The sequence below is a fragment of the Phenylobacterium sp. genome (genome assembly GCF_035944335.1).
Classification (GTDB): Bacteria; Pseudomonadota; Alphaproteobacteria; order Caulobacterales; family Caulobacteraceae; genus Phenylobacterium.
The window spans coordinates 1-21,289 of the sequence record NZ_DASZBG010000113.1 but is presented as its reverse complement, the minus strand read 5'-3'; the positions used below and the strand labels follow the sequence as shown (position 1 = coordinate 21,289).

At 66.8% G+C, this 21,289-nt stretch carries 20 protein-coding genes, 1 tRNA gene and 1 pseudogene; 20 read left to right on the top strand and 2 right to left on the bottom strand.

Annotated features, from left to right (window positions below; translation table 11 throughout):
- Positions 1-160, top strand: a pseudogene (gene tuf, locus VGT80_RS17550) (elongation factor Tu); the annotation flags it as partial.
- A 192-nt stretch (positions 161-352) separates the two neighbouring features.
- Positions 353-688 (top strand): hypothetical protein, encoded by a 336-nt coding sequence (locus VGT80_RS17545; RefSeq protein ID WP_327457948.1) that lies wholly within the window; start codon positions 353-355, stop codon positions 686-688.
- Position 689: 1 nt separating this feature from the next.
- Here VGT80_RS17545 and VGT80_RS17540 read toward each other — a convergent pair whose 3' ends face one another.
- Positions 690-905 (bottom strand): hypothetical protein, encoded by a 216-nt coding sequence (locus VGT80_RS17540; RefSeq protein ID WP_327457947.1) that lies wholly within the window; start codon positions 903-905, stop codon positions 690-692.
- A 98-nt stretch (positions 906-1,003) separates the two neighbouring features.
- Here VGT80_RS17540 and VGT80_RS17535 point away from each other — a divergent pair, with 98 nt between their 5' ends.
- The 14 genes from VGT80_RS17535 to rpoC all read left to right on the top strand — a co-directional run bounded on the left by VGT80_RS17535 (position 1,004) and on the right by rpoC (position 17,023).
- Complete coding sequence (locus VGT80_RS17535) at positions 1,004-1,786, top strand: hypothetical protein (RefSeq protein WP_327457946.1); 783 nt, start codon at positions 1,004-1,006, stop codon at positions 1,784-1,786.
- Positions 1,787-1,924: 138 nt separating this feature from the next.
- Positions 1,925-2,000: transfer RNA gene (locus tag VGT80_RS17530), tRNA-Trp, on the top strand.
- A gap of 75 nt (positions 2,001-2,075) precedes the next feature.
- The gene (secE, locus tag VGT80_RS17525; protein ID WP_327457945.1) at positions 2,076-2,381 is read left to right on the top strand and encodes a preprotein translocase subunit SecE; all 306 of its coding nucleotides are present in this window, start codon (positions 2,076-2,078) and stop codon (positions 2,379-2,381) included.
- A gap of 5 nt (positions 2,382-2,386) precedes the next feature.
- Positions 2,387-2,953, top strand: coding sequence for a transcription termination/antitermination protein NusG (nusG, locus tag VGT80_RS17520; protein ID WP_327457944.1), 567 nt, complete (start codon positions 2,387-2,389; stop codon positions 2,951-2,953).
- A 276-nt stretch (positions 2,954-3,229) separates the two neighbouring features.
- The gene (gene rplK, locus VGT80_RS17515; protein WP_327457943.1) at positions 3,230-3,661 is read left to right on the top strand and encodes a 50S ribosomal protein L11; all 432 of its coding nucleotides are present in this window, start codon (positions 3,230-3,232) and stop codon (positions 3,659-3,661) included.
- A 4-nt stretch (positions 3,662-3,665) separates the two neighbouring features.
- On the top strand, positions 3,666-4,355 hold the full coding sequence (rplA, locus tag VGT80_RS17510; protein ID WP_327457942.1) for a 50S ribosomal protein L1: 690 nt from the start codon (positions 3,666-3,668) through the stop codon (positions 4,353-4,355).
- Between the two features lie 68 nt (positions 4,356-4,423).
- Complete coding sequence (locus VGT80_RS17505) at positions 4,424-4,933, top strand: GNAT family N-acetyltransferase (RefSeq protein ID WP_327457941.1); 510 nt, start codon at positions 4,424-4,426, stop codon at positions 4,931-4,933.
- 11 nt (positions 4,934-4,944) lie between these two features.
- A complete protein-coding gene (locus VGT80_RS17500; protein ID WP_327457940.1) occupies positions 4,945-5,769 on the top strand; it encodes an enoyl-CoA hydratase-related protein in 825 nt (274 codons plus the stop codon).
- Between the two features lie 67 nt (positions 5,770-5,836).
- Positions 5,837-6,214 carry a PadR family transcriptional regulator gene (locus VGT80_RS17495; RefSeq protein WP_327457939.1) on the top strand — a complete coding sequence of 126 codons (378 nt, stop codon included), beginning with the start codon at positions 5,837-5,839 and terminating at the stop codon, positions 6,212-6,214.
- Positions 6,211-6,804, top strand: a complete 594-nt coding sequence (locus tag VGT80_RS17490) for a DUF1700 domain-containing protein (protein WP_327457938.1) — start codon at positions 6,211-6,213, stop codon at positions 6,802-6,804. The genes VGT80_RS17495 and VGT80_RS17490 overlap by 4 nt, the downstream gene beginning before the upstream one ends.
- 384 nt (positions 6,805-7,188) lie before the next feature.
- On the top strand, positions 7,189-7,704 hold the full coding sequence (gene rplJ, locus VGT80_RS17485; RefSeq protein WP_327457937.1) for a 50S ribosomal protein L10: 516 nt from the start codon (positions 7,189-7,191) through the stop codon (positions 7,702-7,704).
- A 45-nt stretch (positions 7,705-7,749) separates the two neighbouring features.
- Positions 7,750-8,139 carry a 50S ribosomal protein L7/L12 gene (rplL, locus tag VGT80_RS17480; RefSeq protein WP_327457936.1) on the top strand — a complete coding sequence of 130 codons (390 nt, stop codon included), beginning with the start codon at positions 7,750-7,752 and terminating at the stop codon, positions 8,137-8,139.
- A 499-nt stretch (positions 8,140-8,638) separates the two neighbouring features.
- Positions 8,639-12,730, top strand: coding sequence for a DNA-directed RNA polymerase subunit beta (rpoB, locus tag VGT80_RS17475; protein WP_327457935.1), 4,092 nt, complete (start codon positions 8,639-8,641; stop codon positions 12,728-12,730).
- Between the two features lie 90 nt (positions 12,731-12,820).
- Positions 12,821-17,023 carry a DNA-directed RNA polymerase subunit beta' gene (gene rpoC, locus VGT80_RS17470; RefSeq protein WP_327457934.1) on the top strand — a complete coding sequence of 1,401 codons (4,203 nt, stop codon included), beginning with the start codon at positions 12,821-12,823 and terminating at the stop codon, positions 17,021-17,023.
- A 70-nt stretch (positions 17,024-17,093) separates the two neighbouring features.
- Here the strand turns inward: rpoC and VGT80_RS17465 are convergent, their stop codons facing one another.
- A complete protein-coding gene (locus VGT80_RS17465; protein ID WP_327457933.1) occupies positions 17,094-17,744 on the bottom strand; it encodes a hypothetical protein in 651 nt (216 codons plus the stop codon).
- 318 nt (positions 17,745-18,062) lie between these two features.
- Here VGT80_RS17465 and rpsL point away from each other — a divergent pair, with 318 nt between their 5' ends.
- From rpsL to VGT80_RS17445, 4 genes are all read left to right on the top strand, one after another.
- The gene (gene rpsL, locus VGT80_RS17460; RefSeq protein WP_325268815.1) at positions 18,063-18,434 is read left to right on the top strand and encodes a 30S ribosomal protein S12; all 372 of its coding nucleotides are present in this window, start codon (positions 18,063-18,065) and stop codon (positions 18,432-18,434) included.
- 11 nt (positions 18,435-18,445) lie between these two features.
- A complete protein-coding gene (gene rpsG / locus VGT80_RS17455) occupies positions 18,446-18,919 on the top strand; it encodes a 30S ribosomal protein S7 (RefSeq protein ID WP_327457932.1) in 474 nt (157 codons plus the stop codon).
- A gap of 101 nt (positions 18,920-19,020) precedes the next feature.
- Positions 19,021-21,099, top strand: coding sequence for an elongation factor G (gene fusA, locus VGT80_RS17450; protein ID WP_327457931.1), 2,079 nt, complete (start codon positions 19,021-19,023; stop codon positions 21,097-21,099).
- 49 nt (positions 21,100-21,148) lie between these two features.
- The coding region (locus VGT80_RS17445; protein WP_327457077.1) for a GTP-binding protein at positions 21,149-21,289 on the top strand (141 nt) is incomplete at its 3' end.

Sequence of the window (21,289 nt, the reverse complement as noted above, 5' to 3'; positions counted from 1 at the left end):
CCGGCTGAAGGAAGGCGTGGAGATGATCATGCCCGGCGACAACGCCGAGCTCAACGTCGAGCTGATCACCCCGATCGCCATGGACCAGGGCCTGCGCTTCGCCATCCGCGAGGGCGGCCGCACGGTGGGCTCCGGCGTGGTCTCGAAGATCCTCGAGTAGCCGCCCATCCGCCCATGAGAACAGACAGGCCGCCGGGGGCGATCCCGGCGGCCTTTTTCGTGTTCAGAGTCCAACGAAACCAGCTGCTTACCAATTTTGACACACCGTCAAAATTCGCGTTGCCGGGGAAATGACCGAGGCGCACAGTCGGATAAAGCCGGAGACTCATCCGGCAAGTGCTGGGAGGCGAGTATGCGGATCTTTCTGGGAGGCGCGGCGGCCGTGGTGTTTGGCCTGGCCTGCGCCGGGTGCGGCCAGGGCGTGTCGAGCGCCAGCGCGGCGGACACGGCCAAGGCGCGAGCCGAGAGCGTCATGGCGGTCGGCTGTCCCAAGACCCCGAAGCCCGACTGCGTCACCGTCACCGCCGACGGCAAGACCTGGGACGTGACCAGCGCCAAGGTCGACCTGACCAAGGGCGTCGCGGTCTCGGTGACCGGCACGGCCGGCGGCGCGGGCGCCTGCGGCGCGACGATCGCCAACGCCCAGGTGGAATACAGCGGCCTGCAGTGCGGCAAGCCGGCCAGCTGATCTAGTTTCCGGTCTTCGGCTCGGCGTCGGCGCGATTGGGGGCGGGCGGGCGCCCGGTGGGCTCGCCGCTCGCCGGATCGGTGGCGGTCTTGTCGCTGCGGGTCGAGGCCTCGGCGCCCTTCGGCTCGGAGGCGCTGCGCGGCGGGGAGCCGGGCTTCTGCTGGTCGTCGCGGTTCCACGCCTTGTCGATGTCGCGATGGCTGTCGGGAGTGGGCATCGGCGGGCCTTTCCAGGTGAGAATCCGCCTGCAGAACGGGCGGCTCGGCCGAGCGATCCCCGCCGGGGCGCTTGGGCGAATCGCGATAGCGAGCAACCATGCCATCGCTCGACCTCGATTATCATTCGCGGCTGAACGGTCTGATCTATCAGTTCGCCCAGAAGTACCTGCGCAAGCGGGGCTGGTTCGAGAGCCTGGACGGCGTGCCGCGCAATCTCGACGGCCCGGTCCCCTGGATCACCTATCCCGCCTTCCGCCAGCTCGAGCGCATCGTGCGCCCCGACTGGAAGGTGTTCGAGTTCGGCTGCGGCGGCTCGTCGGTCTGGTGGGCCGGCAAGGCCGGCCAGGTGTTCGCCGTGGAGCACAACGCCACCTGGGCCAGGAATGTCGCCAATATCGCCCCGCCGAACCTGAAGGTGATCGTCCGCGACATCGGTGAGGAATGCTCGCCGGCGCGCAAGGCGGCGGTCCAGCCGTTCTTCGACGCGCCGCCCGAGATGCCGCTCTCGCCCTACCGCGAGCACAACATTGAACACGGATTGATCTGCGACGAGTTCGTCGCCTACGCCACGGAGATCGTCGAGCACGAGCCGGAGAGTTTCGATGTGGTGGTGGTGGACGGCATGGCCCGCGCGCTCACCGCATGGCTGGCCGCCCGCTATGTGAAGCCGTCGGGGATCATCGTCTTCGACAACGCCGACCGGCGTCACTACAACGGCGCCTACCGCCTGCTGCACGACGCGGGCTTCCGCCGCATCGACTTCTACGGCCCCGGGCCGGTGAACCGGTGGGAGTGGTGCACGGCCCTGTTCGTCAAGGACCTGACGGTGTTCGCGGACAATATCGAGAGCCCGCCCGGCGACTCCGATCTGAGCTGGTGATCCGCCTTGTAAGCCGGTTTGCGCGCTGCTAAACCGCGCGGCTCCGGCGATGAGCCGAGCGCGCCGGAAGGCTTCACCGCTTTCCGGCGCGCTGTTCATTGTTCGGGGGCCAAGTTCCCTAACGGGCGCTTGCGGCGTAGGAGTGTAGCTCAGCTGGTAGAGCATCGGTCTCCAAAACCGAGGGCCGGGGGTTCGAGTCCCTCCACTCCTGCCATCCTATATATTCGTGTGCCTGATGGGGCGCGGACGTCCGCCGCCTCTTGAAAATTGAGAGTTTGAAGAAGCCGCCATGGCCAGGAAACCGGGTCAGACCCCGCAAGCGATGAGGAACCGCGCCGCTCGTACGGCCGCGGTCATGGCCTCGCCGTCGGCGGTGGCGACGCCTGCCCCCAAGAAGAAGGTGAGCCCCGCGCAGTTCTTCCGCGAAGTGCGCGCCGAAGCCCGCCGCATCACCTGGACGAGCCGCCGAGAAACCTGGATCACCTCGGTGATGGTGGCGATCATGGTGGCGCTCGCCGCGGCCTTCTTCTCGCTCGTGGACGCGCTGTGGGGCTGGGCCATTCCGGCCATCCTCAAGCTGGCGACTGGTGGATAGAGAACATGTCGGAAGCCGCCCAAACCACCCCCGCCAACCCGCGCCACAAGTGGTACATCGTCCACGCCTACTCGAACTTCGAGAAGAAGGTGGCCGAGTCCATCAAGGAGCAGGCCCGCAGCCACGGCCTCGAGGACTGCTTCTCCGAGATCCTGGTGCCCACCGAGGACGTGGTGGAGATCCGCCGCGGCCGGAAGGTCAATTCCGAGCGCAAATACTTCCCGGGCTATGTGCTCGTGAAGATGGAGCTCACCGACGAGGCCTACCACCTCATCAAGAACACTCCGAAGGTGACCGGCTTCCTGGGCTCCGGCTCCAAGCCGATGCCGGTCTCCGAGAAGGAAGTCGCCCGGATCATCGGCGCCATCGAAGAGGGCGTGGAGCGGCCGAAGCCGACCATCCAGTTCGAGATCGGCGAGCAGGTGCGGGTGACCGACGGTCCCTTCGCCAGCTTCAACGGCGCGGTGGAACAGGTCGATGAAGAACGCGCCCGCCTGCGCGTGACGGTGTCCATCTTCGGACGCGCCACCCCGGTCGAGCTCGAATACAGCCAGGTCGAAAAGATCGGCTAGGTCGCCGTCCCTCTTCTCTAGGGGAGGGATGTCCGCGCTGCGGAAGGGGAGCCTCGATCAAGCTCTGACGTCGGAGTCCTGGCCGTCAGACCCCCACCCGGCCCGAGCTCCGCTCGGTCCACCCTCCCGGAAGAGGAGGGATGTTGCTCCAGATGGTCCGGGCTGCTATCAGCGCCGGCTTCGCGCATCGCCGCGACCTAAATCCGTGGGAGAGGGCGGCCACCGTAACCTCGCACCACGGCTCACCGACCCCGCCGGGGTCTAAAGGAGCAGAAGATGGCCAAGAAGATCTTGGGCTATATCAAGCTGCAGGTGCCCGCGGGCGCCGCCACGCCTTCGCCGCCCATCGGGCCGGCGCTGGGCCAGCGCGGCGTCAACATCATGGGTTTCTGCAAGGAATTCAACGCCCGCACCGAGAAGGAACAGCGCGGCACGCCCTTGCCGACGGTGATCACCGTCTACCAGGACAAGTCGTTCACCTTCGTCACCAAGACTCCGCCCGCCTCCTACTATCTGAAGGAAGCCGCGAAGCTGAAGTCCGGCTCCAAGGAGCCGGGCCGCGCGGTGGCCGGCAAGGTCACCCGCACCCAGCTGCGCGAGATCGCCGAGAAGAAAATGAAGGACCTCAACGCCAACGACGTTGAATCCGCCGCGCGCATCATCGAGGGCTCCGCCCGTTCGATGGGCCTTGAGATCGTGGAGCGCTGATCCGATGGCCAAGCAACCCAAGCGCGCGCAGAAGTGGACCGGCGACGTCACGGTCGCCCATCCCATCGAGGAAGCCGTCAAGCTGGTGAAGGCCAACGCCAACGCCAAGTTCGACGAGACCATCGAGATGGCCATCAACCTGGGCGTCGACCCGCGTCACGCCGACCAGCAGGTCCGCGGCGTGGTCTCGCTGCCCTCCGGCACCGGCCGCGACGTCCGCGTCGCCGTCATCGCCAAGGACGCCAAGGCCGATGAAGCCAAGGCCGCCGGGGCCGACATCGTCGGCGCCGAGGACCTGGTGGAACGCATCCAGGGCGGCTTCATGGACTTCGACCGGGTGATCGCCACCCCCGACATGATGGCCCTGGTGGGTCGTCTGGGTAAGGTGCTGGGCCCGCGCGGCCTGATGCCGAACCCGCGGGTCGGCACGGTGACGCCCAACGTCGGCCAGGCCGTCAAGGACGCCAAGGGCGGCGCCATCGAGTTCCGCGTCGAGAAGGCGGGTATCGTCCACGCCGGCGTCGGCAAAGCCTCCTTCACCGAGGCGCAGCTGCTGGCCAATGTGCGGGCGATGATCGACGCCCTCAACAAGGCCAAGCCGTCGGGCGCGAAGGGCACCTACATCAAGAAGATCAGCTTGTCCTCGACCATGGGACCGGGCATCCGGATCGACGCGGGCGCGCTCGGCGCCTGAACGATCCACCGAAACTGACGTATCAAGGAGCGGCGGCGACGCCGCTCCTTTTTCGTTCGGGGGACGTGATGGCCGTTGTGACGCTGGAGCCCGCGGGGCCGCAGACGCGCGAGACGTTTGGCAACCTCTTCCAGCTTTACACCCACGACTTCTCCGAGCAGTGGGCGGGCCGCCAGGACGGCGAGCTGCAGGCGGACGGCCGATTTCCCGACTACGTCTGGCTGGACAGCTATTGGCGCGAGCCCCGGCGCGAGCCGTTCCTGATCCGTGTGGACGGCCAGCTGGGCGGCTTCGTGCTGGTCAATGATTTCAGCCATTCCGGCCTGCCCGTCGACTTTGCGATCGCCGAGTTCTTCGTGGTCCGCAAACATCGACGCTCCGGCGTCGGCCGCGCCGCGGCCTCCGCCGCGATCCGCCCGCGGCCGGGCCAATGGGAGCTGGCCGTGGCGCGCAAGAACACCGCCGCCTATCCCTTCTGGCAAGGCGTCGCCGCCGACCTGGCGACGGGCGAGGTCGAGGCGCTGGATCGTGACGACGCGCTGTGGAACGGGCCGATCCTGCGGTTCAGGGTGGCGTGAGGGGAGGGCCCATGGAACTCAAGACCACGCGCTATGAAATCGCTGACGGCGTCGCCGTCGTCACCCTGTCGCGGCCCAGGCGGCGCAACGCCTGGACCGGTCGGATGCATACCGAATACCGCTGGATCCTGCGCGAAGCCGACGCCGACCCCGCGGTGCGGGTGATCGTGGTCACCGGCGATCCTGAGGGGCAGGCCTTCTGCGCCGGCGCCGACCTGCAGGCCCTGGAGGGGCATTCGGAGAAGGGCGGCTATGACCCGGGTACGCCGGAGGACCTCGCCAATCCGGGCTTCGGCGTCGATCCCCACTTCGACGCCAGCTTCGCCTACCACTTCGGCATCGGAAAGCCGGTGATCGCGGCCATCAACGGCGCGGCGGCGGGCGTGGGCCTGGTGCTGGCGGCCTTCGCGGACCTGCGGTTCTCAGCGCCCGGCGTGAAGTTCACCGCGGCCCATGGGCGGTTCAACTTCCCCGCGGAGTTCGGGCTCTCCTGGGTGCTGCCGCGCATCGTGGGCCTCACGCACGCCAACGACATCCTGCTCTCGAGCCGGGTGTTCACGGCGGAGGAGGCGATGGCCATGGGCTTCCTGAACCGCGTGGTTCCGGCCGAAGCGCTGATGGGCGAGGTGACGGCCTACGCCCGCAAGCTCGCCGAGACCGTCGCGCCCGGCTCGGCCCGGGAGACCAAGCGGCAGATCTACCGCGACCTGCACCGCGATGCGGCGAGCTCGGTGGCCGCCGCCGAGGCCCTGCTGGTCGCCATGGCCCGCGAGCCGGACTATCGCGAGGGCGTGAAGGCCTGGATGGAGAAGCGCCCGCCGCGCTGGGGCGGCTGAGGTCGCGCATTGGCGCGTTACAGCGAATTCACGTGTGCACGATACCTCGCTATGCAAAGTATCGTGCATGCAAGATATCCGACCCGACGAGGCCGAGGACATGCTCGGCAAATGGGAGACCCAGCTGCGCAAGGGAGGGCTGGGGTTGGCGGTGCTCGCCGTCCTCTGGGATGGCCGGCGATACGGGCTTGAGATCCTGCGTCGGCTTGAAGCCGATGCGGGGCTGGCGGTGTCGGAAGGCGCCATCTACCCGCTGCTCAACCGCCTGAAGACCGAGGGCCTCGTGGCCTCGGAGTGGGTGGAGGCCGCCGCCGGCCACCCGCGGAAATACTACAGCCTCACCGACGTGGGCCGCGCCCGCGTCCGCGACATGGCCGCGAGCTGGACCAGCTTCGCCGCCGGCCTGGAGCGCCTGCTGGCGCCGCTCAAGGGAGATCCCCGATGACCCGCGACGCCGCCATGGCGCACCTCGACACCTACCTCGCCCAGGTGCGCCGCAATCTGAAGGGCCTTTCGGAGGCCGAGATCCGCGAGGTGTTGCTGGAGCTGCGCGCCCACGTGCTGGACCGCGTCGAGGGGCATCTGACGCCGAACACCGTCGAGACGGCGCTGGCCGCCCTGGGCTCGCCGCGCGAGGTGGCCCGCGCCAACGTCACCGAGCGGGTGGCCGCGGTGATGGAGAAGGACCGGGGGTTCTTCGGCGTGCTGGCCGCCGTTGTCCGGCTGGCGGGCCTGAGCGTGGCGGGCTTCCTGCTCTTCATGGTCTCGTTGGTGGGCTACGGCATGGCGGGCGGCTTCCTGTTCGTGGCGGTATGGAAACCCTTCGACCCGGCTCATGTCGGCATGTGGAGCTCCGGGCCCGGCAACTTCACCATGGGCACGCTGGATCATCCCGTTTCGCCAGAACTGCTCGGCTGGTGGATCATTCCGGTGGGCCTCGTGGCGGGCCTGGCGCTCGGCTACCTGACCTGGGCGCTCGACCGCTTCTGCATCCGCGCGATGGTGCGCAGCACGCGGCGGCGGCGCAGCGACTAGCCTCGCGGCCCCAAGCTGCTGTTCTTCGGTCTCGCCGACCGAGGCGAGGCGTTTGATTTTCCAGCCGCCTTCCTGTATGTGCCGCGCCTTCTAGAGTTTCGCTCCGTCGCAAGGCGGGGCGGAGCAGGGGCCTTAGGGTCCCTGTTCCTGTCCGAGAACTGCGGGGATCCAGGGGTCACCTGGAGCCATAACGCGGGGAAGAGCCCTTCCTCGGCCGCTGGGAGACGGGAAGATGAGGTTTCCGCACGCACTCCGCCATGGCGCGGATGGGCGCGGCGACTGCGGCTTCTCAAGGACAGGTTTGTTCGGTCGTCCCCGGCTTGCCGGGGAGGGCCTGCGGCGTCCGGGCTCTTCCGGGCGTCGAACCTGAGTATGGAGACCGCAATGGACCGCGCTGAAAAGCAGGAAGCCATCGAGACGCTCAAGGGCGTGTTCGACGGCGCCGGCGCCGTGGTCGTGACCCACTACCTGGGTCTGACCGTTGCGGAAATGACCGATCTGCGGGGCAAGCTTCGTCAAGAAGGCGCCCAGCTGAAGGTGGTGAAGAACACCCTGGTGAAGAAGGCGCTCGATGGTTCGCTTGGCGAGGACGGCGACGCCCTCTTCAAGGGCCCCGTCGCCATCGCCTTCGCGCCGGACGCCGTCTCCGCCGCCAAGGTCGCGACCCAGTATGCCAAGGATCACGAGAAATTCTCGGTGATCGGCGGCCTGATGGGTCAACAGGTTCTGGACGAGAAGGCGATCAGCGCGCTTGCGAAGCTGCCGTCCCTCGACCAGCTCCGCGCCAAGATCATCGGCCTCGTGCAGGCTCCGGCCACGAAAGTGGCGGGCGTGCTGCAGGCGCCGGCGGGTCAGCTGGCGCGCGTCATTGCGGCCTATGCCGCCAAGGACGCCGCCTAGATCGTCATCTTCCCCGACAACCACATCGTTTAAGGACCTATCCAAATGGCTAATCTTGAAAAGCTGGTGGACGACCTCTCCACCCTGACCGTCCTGGAAGCCTCTGAGCTCTCCAAGCTGCTCGAAGAGAAGTGGGGCGTCTCCGCCGCGGCGCCCGTCGCCGTGGCCGCAGCGCCCGGCGCCGGCGGTGGCGCGGCTCCGGCCGAAGCCGCCGAAGAGCAGACCGAGTTCACCGTGATCCTGACCGCCGGTGGCGACAAGAAGATCAACGTGATCAAGGAAGTTCGCGCGGTTCGTCCGGACCTCGGCCTGAAGGAAGCCAAGGACCTCGTCGAAGGCGCTCCGCAGAACGTGAAGGAAAACGTTTCCAAGCAGGAAGCCGAAGAGGTCAAGAAGAAGCTCGAGGAAGCCGGCGCGTCGGTCACCATCAAGTAGCCCGACCAGGCTTCGACGATCCGAAGGGCCGGGAGCGATCCCGGCCCTTTTTTCGTGGCCCGGCCCGGGCTGGATGTCGGGCGCCCGACGCAGATGAACGACAGATGAATATGTTGGGAACTTCCGCTATGGCCGGTTGGTTTGGGGGCTGCGCGACCAGCGTAAGACTATCGGAAGCTAGCAAGAGGCGACGTGAGGTGCTCCACCCCGCGTCGCCTCGTTCCGTTGGGCGCCAAGATTCTTTCGGCCGGGGGCTTCCATCCGGCCGCGAAAAGTCCTATTTCCGCTCCTTCGCGAAATCTCTCCGATTCACGCACCGCTTTCGCGCGTGTTGCTCCGAGGCATGGTCAGCCGCCCTCCGACCATGCGAGGGAGCGCCCCCGACGTCACCAGGGGGCTCATCCAGCGTCCGGCTCCGCAGCTGCGGGGTTCCGAGGGTGGACGCTTCGGATCTAGATGACGCCGGGAGTCTCCTCCTGCGGCGTCCCAAGGGACACAGATGGCGCAATCCTTCACCGGCAAGAAGCGGATCCGCAAGTCGTTCGGCCGCATCCCCGAAGCCGTGGCTATGCCGAACCTGATCGAGGTTCAGCGCTCTTCCTACGAGCAGTTCCTGCAGCGCGAAACCCGAGCGATCGACCGGGGCGACGAGGGCCTGGAGGCGGTCTTCAAATCGGTCTTCCCGATCAAGGACTTCAACGAGCGCGCCGTCCTCGAGTACGTCTCTTATGAATTCGAGGAGCCGAAGTACGACGTCGAGGAATGCGTCCAGCGCGACATGACCTATGCGGCGCCGCTGAAGGTCAAGCTTCGCCTGATCGTGTTCGAGACCGACGAAGAGACCGGCGCCCGCTCCGTGAAGGACATCAAGGAGCAGGACGTCTACATGGGCGACATCCCGCTCATGACCGAGAAGGGCACCTTCATCGTCAACGGCACCCAGCGGGTCATCGTCTCCCAGATGCACCGTTCGCCGGGCGTGTTCTTCGACCACGACAAGGGCAAGACCCACGCCTCGGGCAAGCTGCTGTTCGCGGCCCGCGTGATTCCCTACCGCGGCTCCTGGCTCGACTTCGAGTTCGACGCCAAGGACATCGTCTACGTCCGCATCGACCGCCGCCGCAAGCTGCCGGCCACGACCTTCCTGATGGCTCTGGGCATGGACGGGGAGGAGATCCTCTCCACCTTCTACGACACCGTTTCCTATGCGAAGCGGGTCGAGAAGAAGGGCAAGCCTGGCGGCTGGACCACCTCCTACAAGCCCGAGCGCTGGCGCGGCGCCAAGCCCGACTTCGCCCTGATCGACGCCGACACCGGCGAGGAGATCGCTCCGGCCGGCCAGAAGATCTCGGCGCGCAACGCCAAGAAGTTCGCCGACTCGGGCCTCAAGACCCTGCTGCTGCCGCCGGAAGCCCTGGCCGGCAAGTACCTGGCCCGCGACCTGGTCAACATGGAGACCGGCGAAATCTACGCCGAAGCCGGCGACGAGCTGGACCCCGAGCTGCTGGCGGCCCTGGAAGAGCAGGGCTTCTCGACCCTCGACGTGCTCGACGTCGACGAGGTGACGCTGGGCGCCTACATGCGCAACACCCTGCGGGTGGACAAGAACTCCGCCCGCGAGGACGCGCTGTTCGACATCTACCGCGTAATGCGTCCGGGCGAGCCGCCGACGGTGGAAGCCGCCGAGGCCATGTTCAAGTCGCTGTTCTTCGATTCCGAGCGCTACGACCTCTCCTCGGTCGGCCGGGTGAAGATGAACATGCGCCTGGAGCTGGATTGCCCCGACGACGTGCGCGTCATCCGCAAGGAAGACGTGATCGCGGTGCTCTCGACGCTGCTGGGCCTGCGCGACGGCCGCGGCGAGATCGACGACATCGACAACCTCGGCAACCGCCGGGTCCGTTCGGTGGGCGAGCTTCTGGAGAACCAGTACCGCGTCGGCCTGCTGCGCATGGAACGCGCGATCAAGGAGCGCATGAGCTCGGTCGATATCGACACCGTCATGCCGCACGACCTGATCAATGCGAAGCCGGCGGCCGCGGCCGTGCGCGAGTTCTTCGGCTCCTCGCAGCTCTCGCAGTTCATGGACCAGACCAATCCGCTGTCGGAGATCACCCACAAGCGTCGCCTCTCGGCGCTCGGCCCGGGCGGTCTGACCCGCGAGCGGGCGGGCTTCGAAGTCCGCGACGTGCACCCGACCCACTACGGCCGGATCTGCCCCATCGAGACGCCGGAAGGCCCGAACATCGGCCTGATCAACTCGCTCGCCACCCACGCGGTGGTCAACAAGTACGGCTTCATCGAGAGCCCCTACCGGCGGATCAAGGACGGCAGGACCACCGACGAGGTGGTCTACATGTCGGCCATGGAGGAGGCCAAGCACTCCATCGCCCAGGCCAACATCAAGCTGGACAAGGGCTCGATCGTCGACGACCTGGTGCCCGGCCGGATCAACGGCGAACCGACCCTGATCCTGCGCGATCAGGTCGACCTGATGGACGTCAGCCCCAAGCAGGTCGTCTCCGTCGCCGCCTCGCTGATCCCGTTCCTCGAGAACGACGACGCGAACCGCGCGCTGATGGGCTCGAACATGCAGAAGCAGGCCGTGCCGCTCATCCAGACGGATGCGCCGCTGGTCGGCACCGGCATGGAGAGCGTGGTGGCGATCGATTCCGGCGCCGTCGTGGTGGCCCGCCGCCCCGGCGTCGTCGAGCAGATCGACGGCACCCGCATCGTGGTCCGCGCCACGGAAGAGACCGACCCCACCAAGCCGGGCGTCGACATCTACCGCCTGCAGAAGTTCCAGCGCTCCAACACCTCGACCTGCATCAACCAGCGTCCGCTGGTGCGGGTGGGCGACCGGGTGGCGGCCGGCGACGTGATCGCCGACGGCCCCTCGACGGAGCTGGGCGAACTGGCGCTGGGCCGCAACGCCCTCGTCGCCTTCATGCCGTGGAATGGCTACAACTTCGAAGACTCGATCCTGATCTCCGAGCGGATCGTGCGCGATGACGTGTTCACCTCGATCCACATCGAGGAGTTCGAGGTCATGGCCCGCGACACCAAGCTGGGTCCGGAAGAGATCACCCGCGATATCCCCAACGTCGGCGAGGAAGCGCTCCGCAACCTCGACGAGGCCGGCATCGTGGCGATCGGCGCCGAGGTCCAGCCGGGCGACATCCTGGTCGGCAAGGTGACGCCGAAGGGCGAGAGCCCGATGACCCCGGAAGAGAAGCTGCTGCGCGCCATCTTCGGCGAGAAGGCCTCCGACGTCCGCGACACCTCGCTGCGGCTGCCGCCGGGCGTGGCCGGCACCATCGTCGAGGTCCGGGTCTTCAACCGTCACGGCGTCGACAAGGACGAGCGCGCCCTCGCCATCGAACGCGCCGAGATCGACCGGCTGGGCAAGGACCGCGACGACGAGTTCGCCATCCTGAACCGCAACATGCAGGGCCGTCTGCGTCAGCTGCTGGTCGGCAAGAACGCCGTCTCGGGTCCGAAGGGCCTGGGCCGCGGCAAGATCGACGCCGACAAGCTGGAGGAGATCCAGCCCGGCCTGTGGTGGCAGATCGCGCTCGACGACACCAAGGCCATGGACGAGCTGGAGGCCCTTCGGAAACAGTTCGACGACGCCCGCAAGCGTCTCGACCGCCGCTTCGAGGACAAGGTCGACAAGCTGCAGCGCGGCGACGAGCTGCCGCCCGGCGTGATGAAGATGGTCAAGGTGTTCGTGGCGGTGAAGCGCAAGCTGCAACCGGGCGACAAGATGGCCGGCCGTCACGGCAACAAGGGGGTGATCTCCAAGATCCTGCCGATCGAGGACATGCCCTATTCCGAGGACGGCACCAGCGTCGACATCGTGCTCAACCCGCTGGGCGTGCCCAGCCGGATGAACGTCGGCCAGATCTTCGAGACCCACCTCGGCTGGGCCGCCGCCGGCCTCGGCCGCCAGGTCGCCGCCCTGCTGGAAGCCTGGCAGAACGGCGGGCAGAAGAAGGCCCTCATCGCCTATCTGCGCGAGACCTACGGCCCCGACGAGGAGCTGCCGGAGGACAACGACGAGGAGCTGATCGAGCTCGCCCGGAACCTGTCGAAGGGCATCCCCTTCGCCACGCCGGTGTTCGACGGCGCCCATATCGAGGACATCGAGAACCTGCTGGCCAAGGCCGGCCTCGAGCGGTCGGGCCAGTCGTACCTCTACGACGGCCAGTCCGGAGAGCGGTTCAAGCGTCCAGTCACGGTCGGCTTCATCTACATGCTGAAGCTGCACCACCTGGTGGACGACAAGATCCACGCCCGTTCGATCGGCCCCTACAGCCTGGTCACCCAGCAGCCGCTGGGCGGTAAGGCGCAGTTCGGCGGTCAGCGGTTCGGGGAGATGGAGGTCTGGGCTCTGGAAGCCTACGGCGCCGCCTACACCCTGCAGGAGATGCTGACGGTGAAGTCGGACGACGTGGCGGGCCGGACCAAGGTCTACGAGTCCATCGTCCGCGGCGACGACACCTTCGAAGCCGGCATCCCGGAAAGCTTCAACGTGCTGGTCAAGGAGATGCGCTCCCTGGGCCTCAACGTGGAGCTGGAAAACAGCTAGCCGCGGGTCTCCCGCCATCGTCTTCGTGAGGGGAGGGGCCCGTCAGCTTCTCCCCATCACGTTCTGAATTACTGACGAACTGGAATTTCGATGAACCAGGAAGTCCTGAACATCTTCAACCCGGTGCAGACCGCGCCGACCTTCGACCGGATCCGGATCGCGCTCGCCTCGCCGGAGAAGATCCGCTCGTGGTCCTTCGGCGAGATCAAGAAGCCGGAGACCATCAACTACCGCACGTTCAAGCCCGAGCGTGACGGCCTGTTCTGCGCCCGCATCTTCGGTCCGACCAAGGACTACGAGTGCCTGTGCGGCAAGTACAAGCGCATGAAATACAAGGGCATCATCTGCGAGAAGTGCGGCGTGGAGGTCACCCTGGCCCGCGTCCGGCGCGAGCGGATGGGCCACATCGAGCTGGCCAGCCCGGTGGCCCACATCTGGTTCCTGAAGTCGCTGCCCTCGCGCATCGCGCTGATGCTCGACATGCCGCTGAAGGATATCGAGCGCGTCCTCTACTTCGAGAACTACATCGTCACCGAGCCCGGCCTGACGCCGCTGAAGCACTACCAGCTGCTGTCGGAAGACGAGTACATGCGCTTCCAGGAGGAGTTCGGCGACGACAGCTTCACCGCCGAGATCGGCGCCGAGGCCGTCCACGGCATGCTCAAGGGCATCGACCTCGAGCAGACCGCCGAACAGCTGCGCGAGGACCTGAAGACCACCACCTCGGAAATGAAGCTCAAGAAGGCGTCCAAGCGCCTGAAGCTCATCGAGAGCTTCCTCGAGAGCAACAACAAGCCCGAGTGGATGATCCTGACGGTCATCCCGGTGATCCCGCCGGAGTTGCGCCCGCTGGTGCCGCTGGACGGCGGCCGCTTCGCGACCTCGGACCTGAACGACCTCTATCGCCGGGTCATCAACCGCAACAACCGCCTGAAGCGGTTGATCGAGCTGCGCGCGCCGGACATCATCATCCGCAACGAGAAGCGGATGCTGCAGGAGGCGGTCGACGCCCTGTTCGACAACGGCCGCCGCGGCCGGGTCATCACCGGCGCCAACAAGCGGCCGCTGAAGTCGCTGGCCGACATGCTGAAGGGCAAGCAAGGCCGCTTCCGCCAGAACCTGCTCGGCAAGCGCGTCGACTATTCCGGCCGCTCCGTCATCGTGGTCGGACCGGAACTCAAGCTGCACGAGTGCGGCCTGCCGAAGAAGATGGCGCTCGAGCTGTTCAAGCCGTTCATCTACGCGCGGTTGGACGCCAAGGGCCTGTCGGGCACCGTCAAGCAGTCCAAGCGCATGGTCGAGCGTGAGCAGCCGGCCGTCTGGGACATCCTCGACGAGGTGATCCGCGAGCACCCGGTGCTCCTGAACCGCGCTCCGACCCTGCACCGCCTGGGCATCCAGGCCTTCGAGCCCAAGCTGATCGAAGGCAAGGCGATCCAGCTTCACCCGCTGGTCTGCGCGGCCTTCAACGCCGACTTCGACGGCGACCAGATGGCCGTCCACGTGCCCCTCTCGCTGGAAGCCCAGCTGGAAGCGCGCGTGCTGATGATGAGCACGAACAACATCCTGTCGCCCGCCAACGGCCGGCCGATCATCGTGCCCTCTCAGGACATCGTCTTGGGCCTGTACTACCTGTCGCTGGTCAAGGACGGCGAGCCGGGCGAAGGCAAGGCGTTCGCCGACCTCGGCGAGATCGAGGCCGCGCTCGACGCCGGCATCGTGTCGCTGCACTCGAAGGTCCGCGCCCGCCACTCGGAAATGGACGCCGACGGCAATCTGGTCCGCAAGGTCATCGAGACCTCGCCGGGCCGGATGAAGATCGCCGCTCTGTTCCCGCACCACCCGGCGGTCGGTCACCGGCTCCTCGAGAAGAACCTGACCAAGAAGGAAATCGCCAACCTGATCGACACCGTCTATCGGCACTGCGGTCAGAAGGCGACGGTCATCTTCGCCGACCAGATCATGGGCCTGGGCTTCCGCGAGGCGGCCAAGGCCGGCATCTCGTTCGGCAAGGACGACATCGTCATCCCGGCCCGCAAGGCGCCGATCGTCGAAGAGACCCGCAAGCTCGTGGAAGAATACGAGCAGCAGTACGCCGACGGCCTGATCACCAAGGGCGAGAAGTACAACAAGGTGGTCGACGCCTGGGCCAAGGCCACTGACCGCGTGGCCGACGAGATGATGGCCGAGGTCTCCACCGCCGAGAAGGACGAGACCGGACGCGAAGGCGAGATCAACTCGATCTTCATGATGTCCAACTCCGGCGCCCGGGGCTCCCAGGCCCAGATGAAGCAGCTCGGCGGCATGCGTGGCCTGATGGCCAAGCCGTCCGGCGAGATCATCGAGACGCCGATCATCTCGAACTTCAAGGAAGGCCTGACCGTCCAGGAGTACTTCAACTCCACCCACGGCGCCCGTAAGGGCCTGGCCGACACCGCGCTGAAGACCGCCAACTCCGGCTATCTGACGCGCCGCCTGGTCGACGTGGCGCAGGACTGCATCATCAACGAGGAAGACTGCGGCACCACCCGCGGCATCACGCTGCGCGCCGTGGTCGAAGGCGGCGATGTGCTGGTCTCGCTCGGCCAACGCATCCTGGGCCGTTTCGCGGCCGAGGACGTCAAGGATCCGGGCAGCAACGAAGTGATCGTGCCGGCCGACACCTATCTCGACGAGAACATGATCGAACTCGTCGAAACCGGCGGCGTCCAGTCGGTGAAGGTCCGCTCCGTCCTGACCTGCGAGACCAAGAACGGCGTCTGCGCGGCCTGCTATGGCCGCGACCTGGCGCGCGGCACCCCGGTGAACATCGGCGAGGCCGTGGGCGTCATCGCCGCCCAGTCGATCGGCGAGCCGGGCACCCAGCTGACGATGCGGACCTTCCACATCGGCGGCACGGCCCAGGTGGCCGAGCAGTCGTTCTACGAGTCCGCCAACGAAGGCCTCGCCAAGATCACCGGCGGCAACACCGTGGTTTCGCCGGAAGGCGTGCTGATCTCGATGAGCCGCAACCTGCAGCTCACCGTGCAGGTCGATGGCAAGGACCGCGAGGCCTACAAGGTGCCCTACGGCGCCCGCCTTCGGGTCAAGGACGGCGACAAGGTCAAGCGCGGCCAGCGCCTGGCCGAATGGGACCCCTACACCACTCCGATCATCACCGAGGTGGGCGGCCGGGTCCGGTTCGAGGACCTGGTGGAGAACGTCTCGGTCCGCGAGGAAGCCGACGAAGCCACCGGCATCTCCAACCGCGTGGTCATCGACTGGCGCGCCTCCACCAAGGGCTCGGACCTGCGTCCGGCCATGGCGGTGCTCGACGCCGACGGCGCCTACAAGCGCATCTCCAACGGCGGCGAGGCCCGTTACCTCCTGCCGTCCGGCGCCATCCTGTCGCTGGGCGACGGCGACGAGGTGAAGCCCGGCGAAGTCCTGGCGCGGATCCCGACCGAAAGCGCCAAGACCCGGGACATCACCGGCGGTCTGCCGCGGGTGGCCGAGCTCTTCGAAGCCCGCCGTCCGAAGGACTGCGCGGTGATCGCCGAGATGGACGGCCGGGTCGAGTTCGGCCGGGACTACAAGAACAAGCGCCGCATCAAGATCACCCCGGAAGACGGTGGCGATGCGGTCGAGTTCCTGATCCCCAAGGGCAAGCACATCGCCGTCCACGACGGCGACGTGATCCGCAAGGGCGAGTACCTGATCGACGGCAATCCCGACCCGCACGACATCCTGCGCATCCTCGGCATCGAGGAGCTGGCCAACTTCCTGGTCAACGAAATCCAGGAGGTCTACCGACTGCAGGGCGTGCCGATCAACGACAAGCACATCGAGACGATCGTGCGTCAGATGCTGCAGAAGGTCGAGATCATGGAGCCGGGCGACACCGGCCTGCTCAAGGGCGACCACCTCGACAAGCTCGAGGTGGACGAGGAGAACGCCAAGGCCGAAGCGCGCGGCGGACGTCCGGCTGTGACCCAGCCGGTGCTGCTCGGCATCACCAAGGCGAGCTTGCAGACCCGCAGCTTCATCTCCGCGGCCTCGTTCCAGGAGACCACCCGCGTGCTCACCGAGGCCGCCGTCCAGGGCAAGATCGACACCCTGGAAGGGCTGAAGGAGAACGTGATCGTGGGCCGCCTGATCCCGGCCGGCACGGGCTCGTACCTGCGCAACCTGCAGCGCATCGCCGCCCAGCGCGACGAAGTGCTGGCGGCCAGCCGAGAGCCGGCCATGGCGCCGATGGAGCCTCTGCCGGAGACCATCGCCGACGCGGCCGAGGCCGAGAAGGTCGAGCAGTAGCCTCTATAGAGTCTGCGTACAGACGAGCGGCCCGGGAGAGATCCCGGGCCGTTTCGTCTTCGGCGCGGGGCTAGTTCGGCAAGCCGCGCGGCTTGCCGGGTTCACCGGACCCGCCCAGGCGCTCGCTGCGCCCTGGAGGGGCCCGGCCCTCGATGTACCTGCGGTCGGCCTCCTTCGCGGCGGCCGCCTTGCCGAGCGCGGAGCGCGCGTCGGCCGACATCGCCGCGTCGCCCGGCAGGTAGGGGGCCTCGCGCACGCCGCGTCCCAGCCGCTCCTCGCACGCCTCGCGCTCGGACCGGGTCAGGCCCGCGGCCTGCGGGTTGGCGCAGCCGATGGCGCTGCGCCGCAGGGTGTTCTGGATTTCCTGGCGCGGTCCCTCGGGCAGGGGTGAAGGGCGCAGCGGCGCTGCCGGTCCGGGCGCGGCGGCGGGCGGCGGCGGCCGTTCGGGCGCCGGCAGGGGCGCCACCGGCAGGTCCGGCGGAATGACGCGCAGCTGCCGGCGGTGCAGCCGGATGGGGCCGGGCCGCACCCCCGCGGTGGCGGCGCTCGGCGGCAGGCGGGGCATCAGGAGGACCGGGATGATCGGTTCCGGCGGACCGCCGGCCTCGTCGGGGATGATGAGGGTGGGGGCGTGCAGCGCCAGCGCCGTCAAGACGAGGAGGTGGACGGCCCCGGAAGCGGCGACCGCTGCGATCCTTCGGCCGCGCTTCGCCGCGGGCATCCTTCGGGTGTCCCCCGCAAACCTGGGCCTCAAGAGGACGTGCTTGCGCGGCGATTTCGTGGCCGAAACCGGACCTTGGCGATCAAGGCCTTAGCCGCCGACGGGGCGTTGACGACGGGCCGCTTCACGACTATGTAGCGCGCTCTCTCGAGGCCGGGATTCTTCCCAGTCCCGATGAACGTCTCCCCGTCGGAACGCTCAACCTCGCGTCCCGGCGAGTTTTTGCGTTCGGCGGGCGGTCTCGAAACCAACGACCCTCTAGGACCCCACTGAGGCGCCTCGGCCTAACGGCACACGCCTCCACGCAGAAGAGATTAGATGCCCACAGTCAACCAGCTCATCCGCAAGCCGCGTTCGCCCAAGCCGTCGCGGAACAAGGTGCCCGCCCTGAAGGGCTGTCCGCAGCGCCGCGGCGTCTGCACGCGCGTCTACACGACGACGCCGAAGAAGCCGAATTCGGCTCTGCGGAAGGTCGCCAAGGTGCGCCTGACCACGGGCATTGAAGCGGTGTGCTACATCCCCGGCGAAGGCCACAATCTGCAGGAGCACTCCGTGGTGCTGATCCGCGGCGGCCGGGTGAAGGACCTTCCGGGCGTCCGCTATCACATCCTGCGCGGCGTGCTGGACACGCAAGGGGTCAAGGACCGCAGGCAGCGCCGCTCGCTCTATGGCGCCAAGCGTCCGAAGTAAGGAATTCAGATATGTCCCGCCGCCGCCGCGCAGAAAAACGAGAAGTCCTCCCGGATCCGAAGTTCGGGGACGTCGTCGTCACCAAGTTCATGAACTATGTGATGTACGAGGGCAAAAAGGCCGTCGCCGAGAACATCCTCTACGGCGCCTTCGACATCCTGGAATCCCGCCGCAAGGACCTGGGCCCGCTGGAGACCTTCCACGCCGCGCTCGACAATGTCTCGCCGGCCATCGAGGTGAAGTCCCGCCGGGTCGGCGGCGCCACTTACCAGGTGCCGATGGAAGTCCGCCCCGAACGCCGCCGGGCGCTTGCGATCCGCTGGATCGTCAGCGCCGCGCGCAGCCGCGGCGAGAACACCATGACCGAAAAGCTCGCCGGCGAACTGCTGGACGCCTCGTCGAACCGCGGCGCGGCCGTCAAGAAGCGTGAAGACACGCACAAGATGGCAGAGGCCAACCGGGCCTTCTCGCACTACCGCTGGTAACCCCACACATACGCTGCTTCCCGGTACGGGCGGTTTGAGCTAAACCGCCCGCGCCGTTCGTTCAGCACCCCACGAACAGCCCTTTTCGCAGAGCGTCCGCTATGCCCCGCCTCCACAAGATCGAAGACTACCGCAACTTCGGAATCATGGCCCACATCGACGCGGGCAAGACCACGACGACGGAGCGGATTCTCTATTACACCGGCAAGAGCCACAAGATCGGCGAAGTCCACGATGGGGCTGCGACGATGGACTGGATGGAGCAGGAGCAGGAGCGCGGCATCACCATCACGTCGGCCGCGACGACCGCGTTCTGGAACGGCCACCGGCTGAACATCATCGACACCCCCGGGCACGTGGACTTCACCATCGAAGTCGAACGCTCCCTGCGCGTCCTCGACGGCGCGGTGGCGGTGCTCGACGGCAACCAGGGCGTGGAGCCGCAGACCGAGACGGTCTGGCGCCAGGCCGACCGCTACAACGTTCCGCGCATCGTGTTCGTCAACAAGATGGACAAGATCGGCGCCGACTTCGAGATGTGCGTGCGCACCATCCGCGAGCGGCTGGGCGTCAAGGCCGTGCCGATCCAGCTGCCGATCGGCTCGGAAGCGACCTTGAAGGGCATCGTCGACCTGGTCCGCATGAAGGCGGTGGTCTGGGATTCAGAAGGTCTCGGCGCCAACTATCACGACGAAGAGATCCCGGCCGACATGAAGGCCAAGTGCGACGAAGCTCGCCACTACATGATCGAGAATTCCGTCGAACTCGATGACGACGCGATGGAATCCTACCTCTCCGGCGAGGAGCCGGGCGAAGAGGTCATCAAGAAGTGCATCCGCAAGGCGGTGCTGACCGGCGCCTTCTATCCGATCCTGGCGGGCTCGGCCTTCAAGAACAAGGGCGTGCAGCCGCTGCTGGACGCCGTGGTCGACTACCTGCCCTCGCCGGTGGACATCCCGCCGACCCAGGGCATCGACTACCGCACCGAAGAGCCCATCGAGCGCAAGGCCTCCGACGAAGAGCCGCTATCGGTGCTGGCGTTCAAGATCATGGACGACCCCTTCGTGGGCTCGCTCACCTTCTGCCGCATCTACTCGGGCAAGCTCGAGACCGGCATGGGCCTCCTGAACTCGACGCGCGACAAGCGCGAGCGGGTCGGCCGCATGCTGCTGATGCACTCGAACAACCGCGAGGACATCAAGGAAGCCTTCGCCGGCGACATCGTCGCGCTTGCCGGCCTGAAGGACACCCGCACCGGGGACACCCTGTGCGATCCCACCAAGTCGCCGGTGATCCTGGAGAAGATGAACTTCCCCGATCCGGTCATCGAGATCGCCATCGAACCGAAGTCGAAGGCCGATCAGGAGAAGCTGGGCGTGGCGCTGGCCAAGATGGTCGCCGAGGACCCCTCGTTCACGGTGCACACCGACCAGGAGTCCGGCCAGACCCGCCTGAAGGGCATGGGCGAGCTGCACCTGGACATCAAGGTCGACATCCTGAAGCGCACCTACAAGGTGGAAGCCAACATCGGCGCGCCGCAGGTGGCCTATCGCGAGAGCCTGGGGAAGGTCACCGACATCGACTACACCCACAAGAAGCAGACCGGCGGCACCGGTCAGTTCGCTCGCGTGAAGATCAAGTTCGAGCCGGGCGAGCAGGGCACGGGCTTCGTGTTCGAGAACACCATCGTCGGCGGCTCCGTGCCGAAGGAATATATCCCCGGCGTCCAGAAGGGCATCGAGTCAGCCAAGGACAACGGCCTGCTGGCCGGGTTCCCGGTGATCGACTTCAAGGCCACCCTGTACGACGGCAGCTACCACGACGTGGATAGCTCGGTTCTGGCCTTCGAAATCGCCAGCCGCGCGGCGTTCCGCGAACTTCGCGAGAAGGGCGCGCCGAAGCTGCTCGAGCCGATCATGAAGGTCGAGGTGCTGACGCCCGACGAGTACATGGGCGACGTGATCGGCGACCTGAACTCCCGGCGCGGCCAGATCCAGGGCACCGAGACCCGCGGCAACGCCCAGGTAGTCACCGCCTTCGTTCCGCTGGCGAACATGTTCGGCTACATCAACACCCTGCGCTCGTTCTCCCAGGGACGCGCCTCATTCACCATGCAATACGACCACTACGATCCGGTGCCGCAGGTCGTCGCCGAAGAAGTGATCAAGAAGTACGCCTAACTTCCAACCCTAGTTTAGAGGACAGGCCCGGACAGGGCTGGAGCTTGAAATGGCCAAGGAAAAGTTCGAACGCAACAAGCCGCACTGCAACATCGGCACGATTGGTCACGTTGACCATGGCAAGACGACGCTGACGGCGGCGATCACCATGACGCTGGCCAAGGTCGGCGGGGCCAAGGCGATGGCCTAT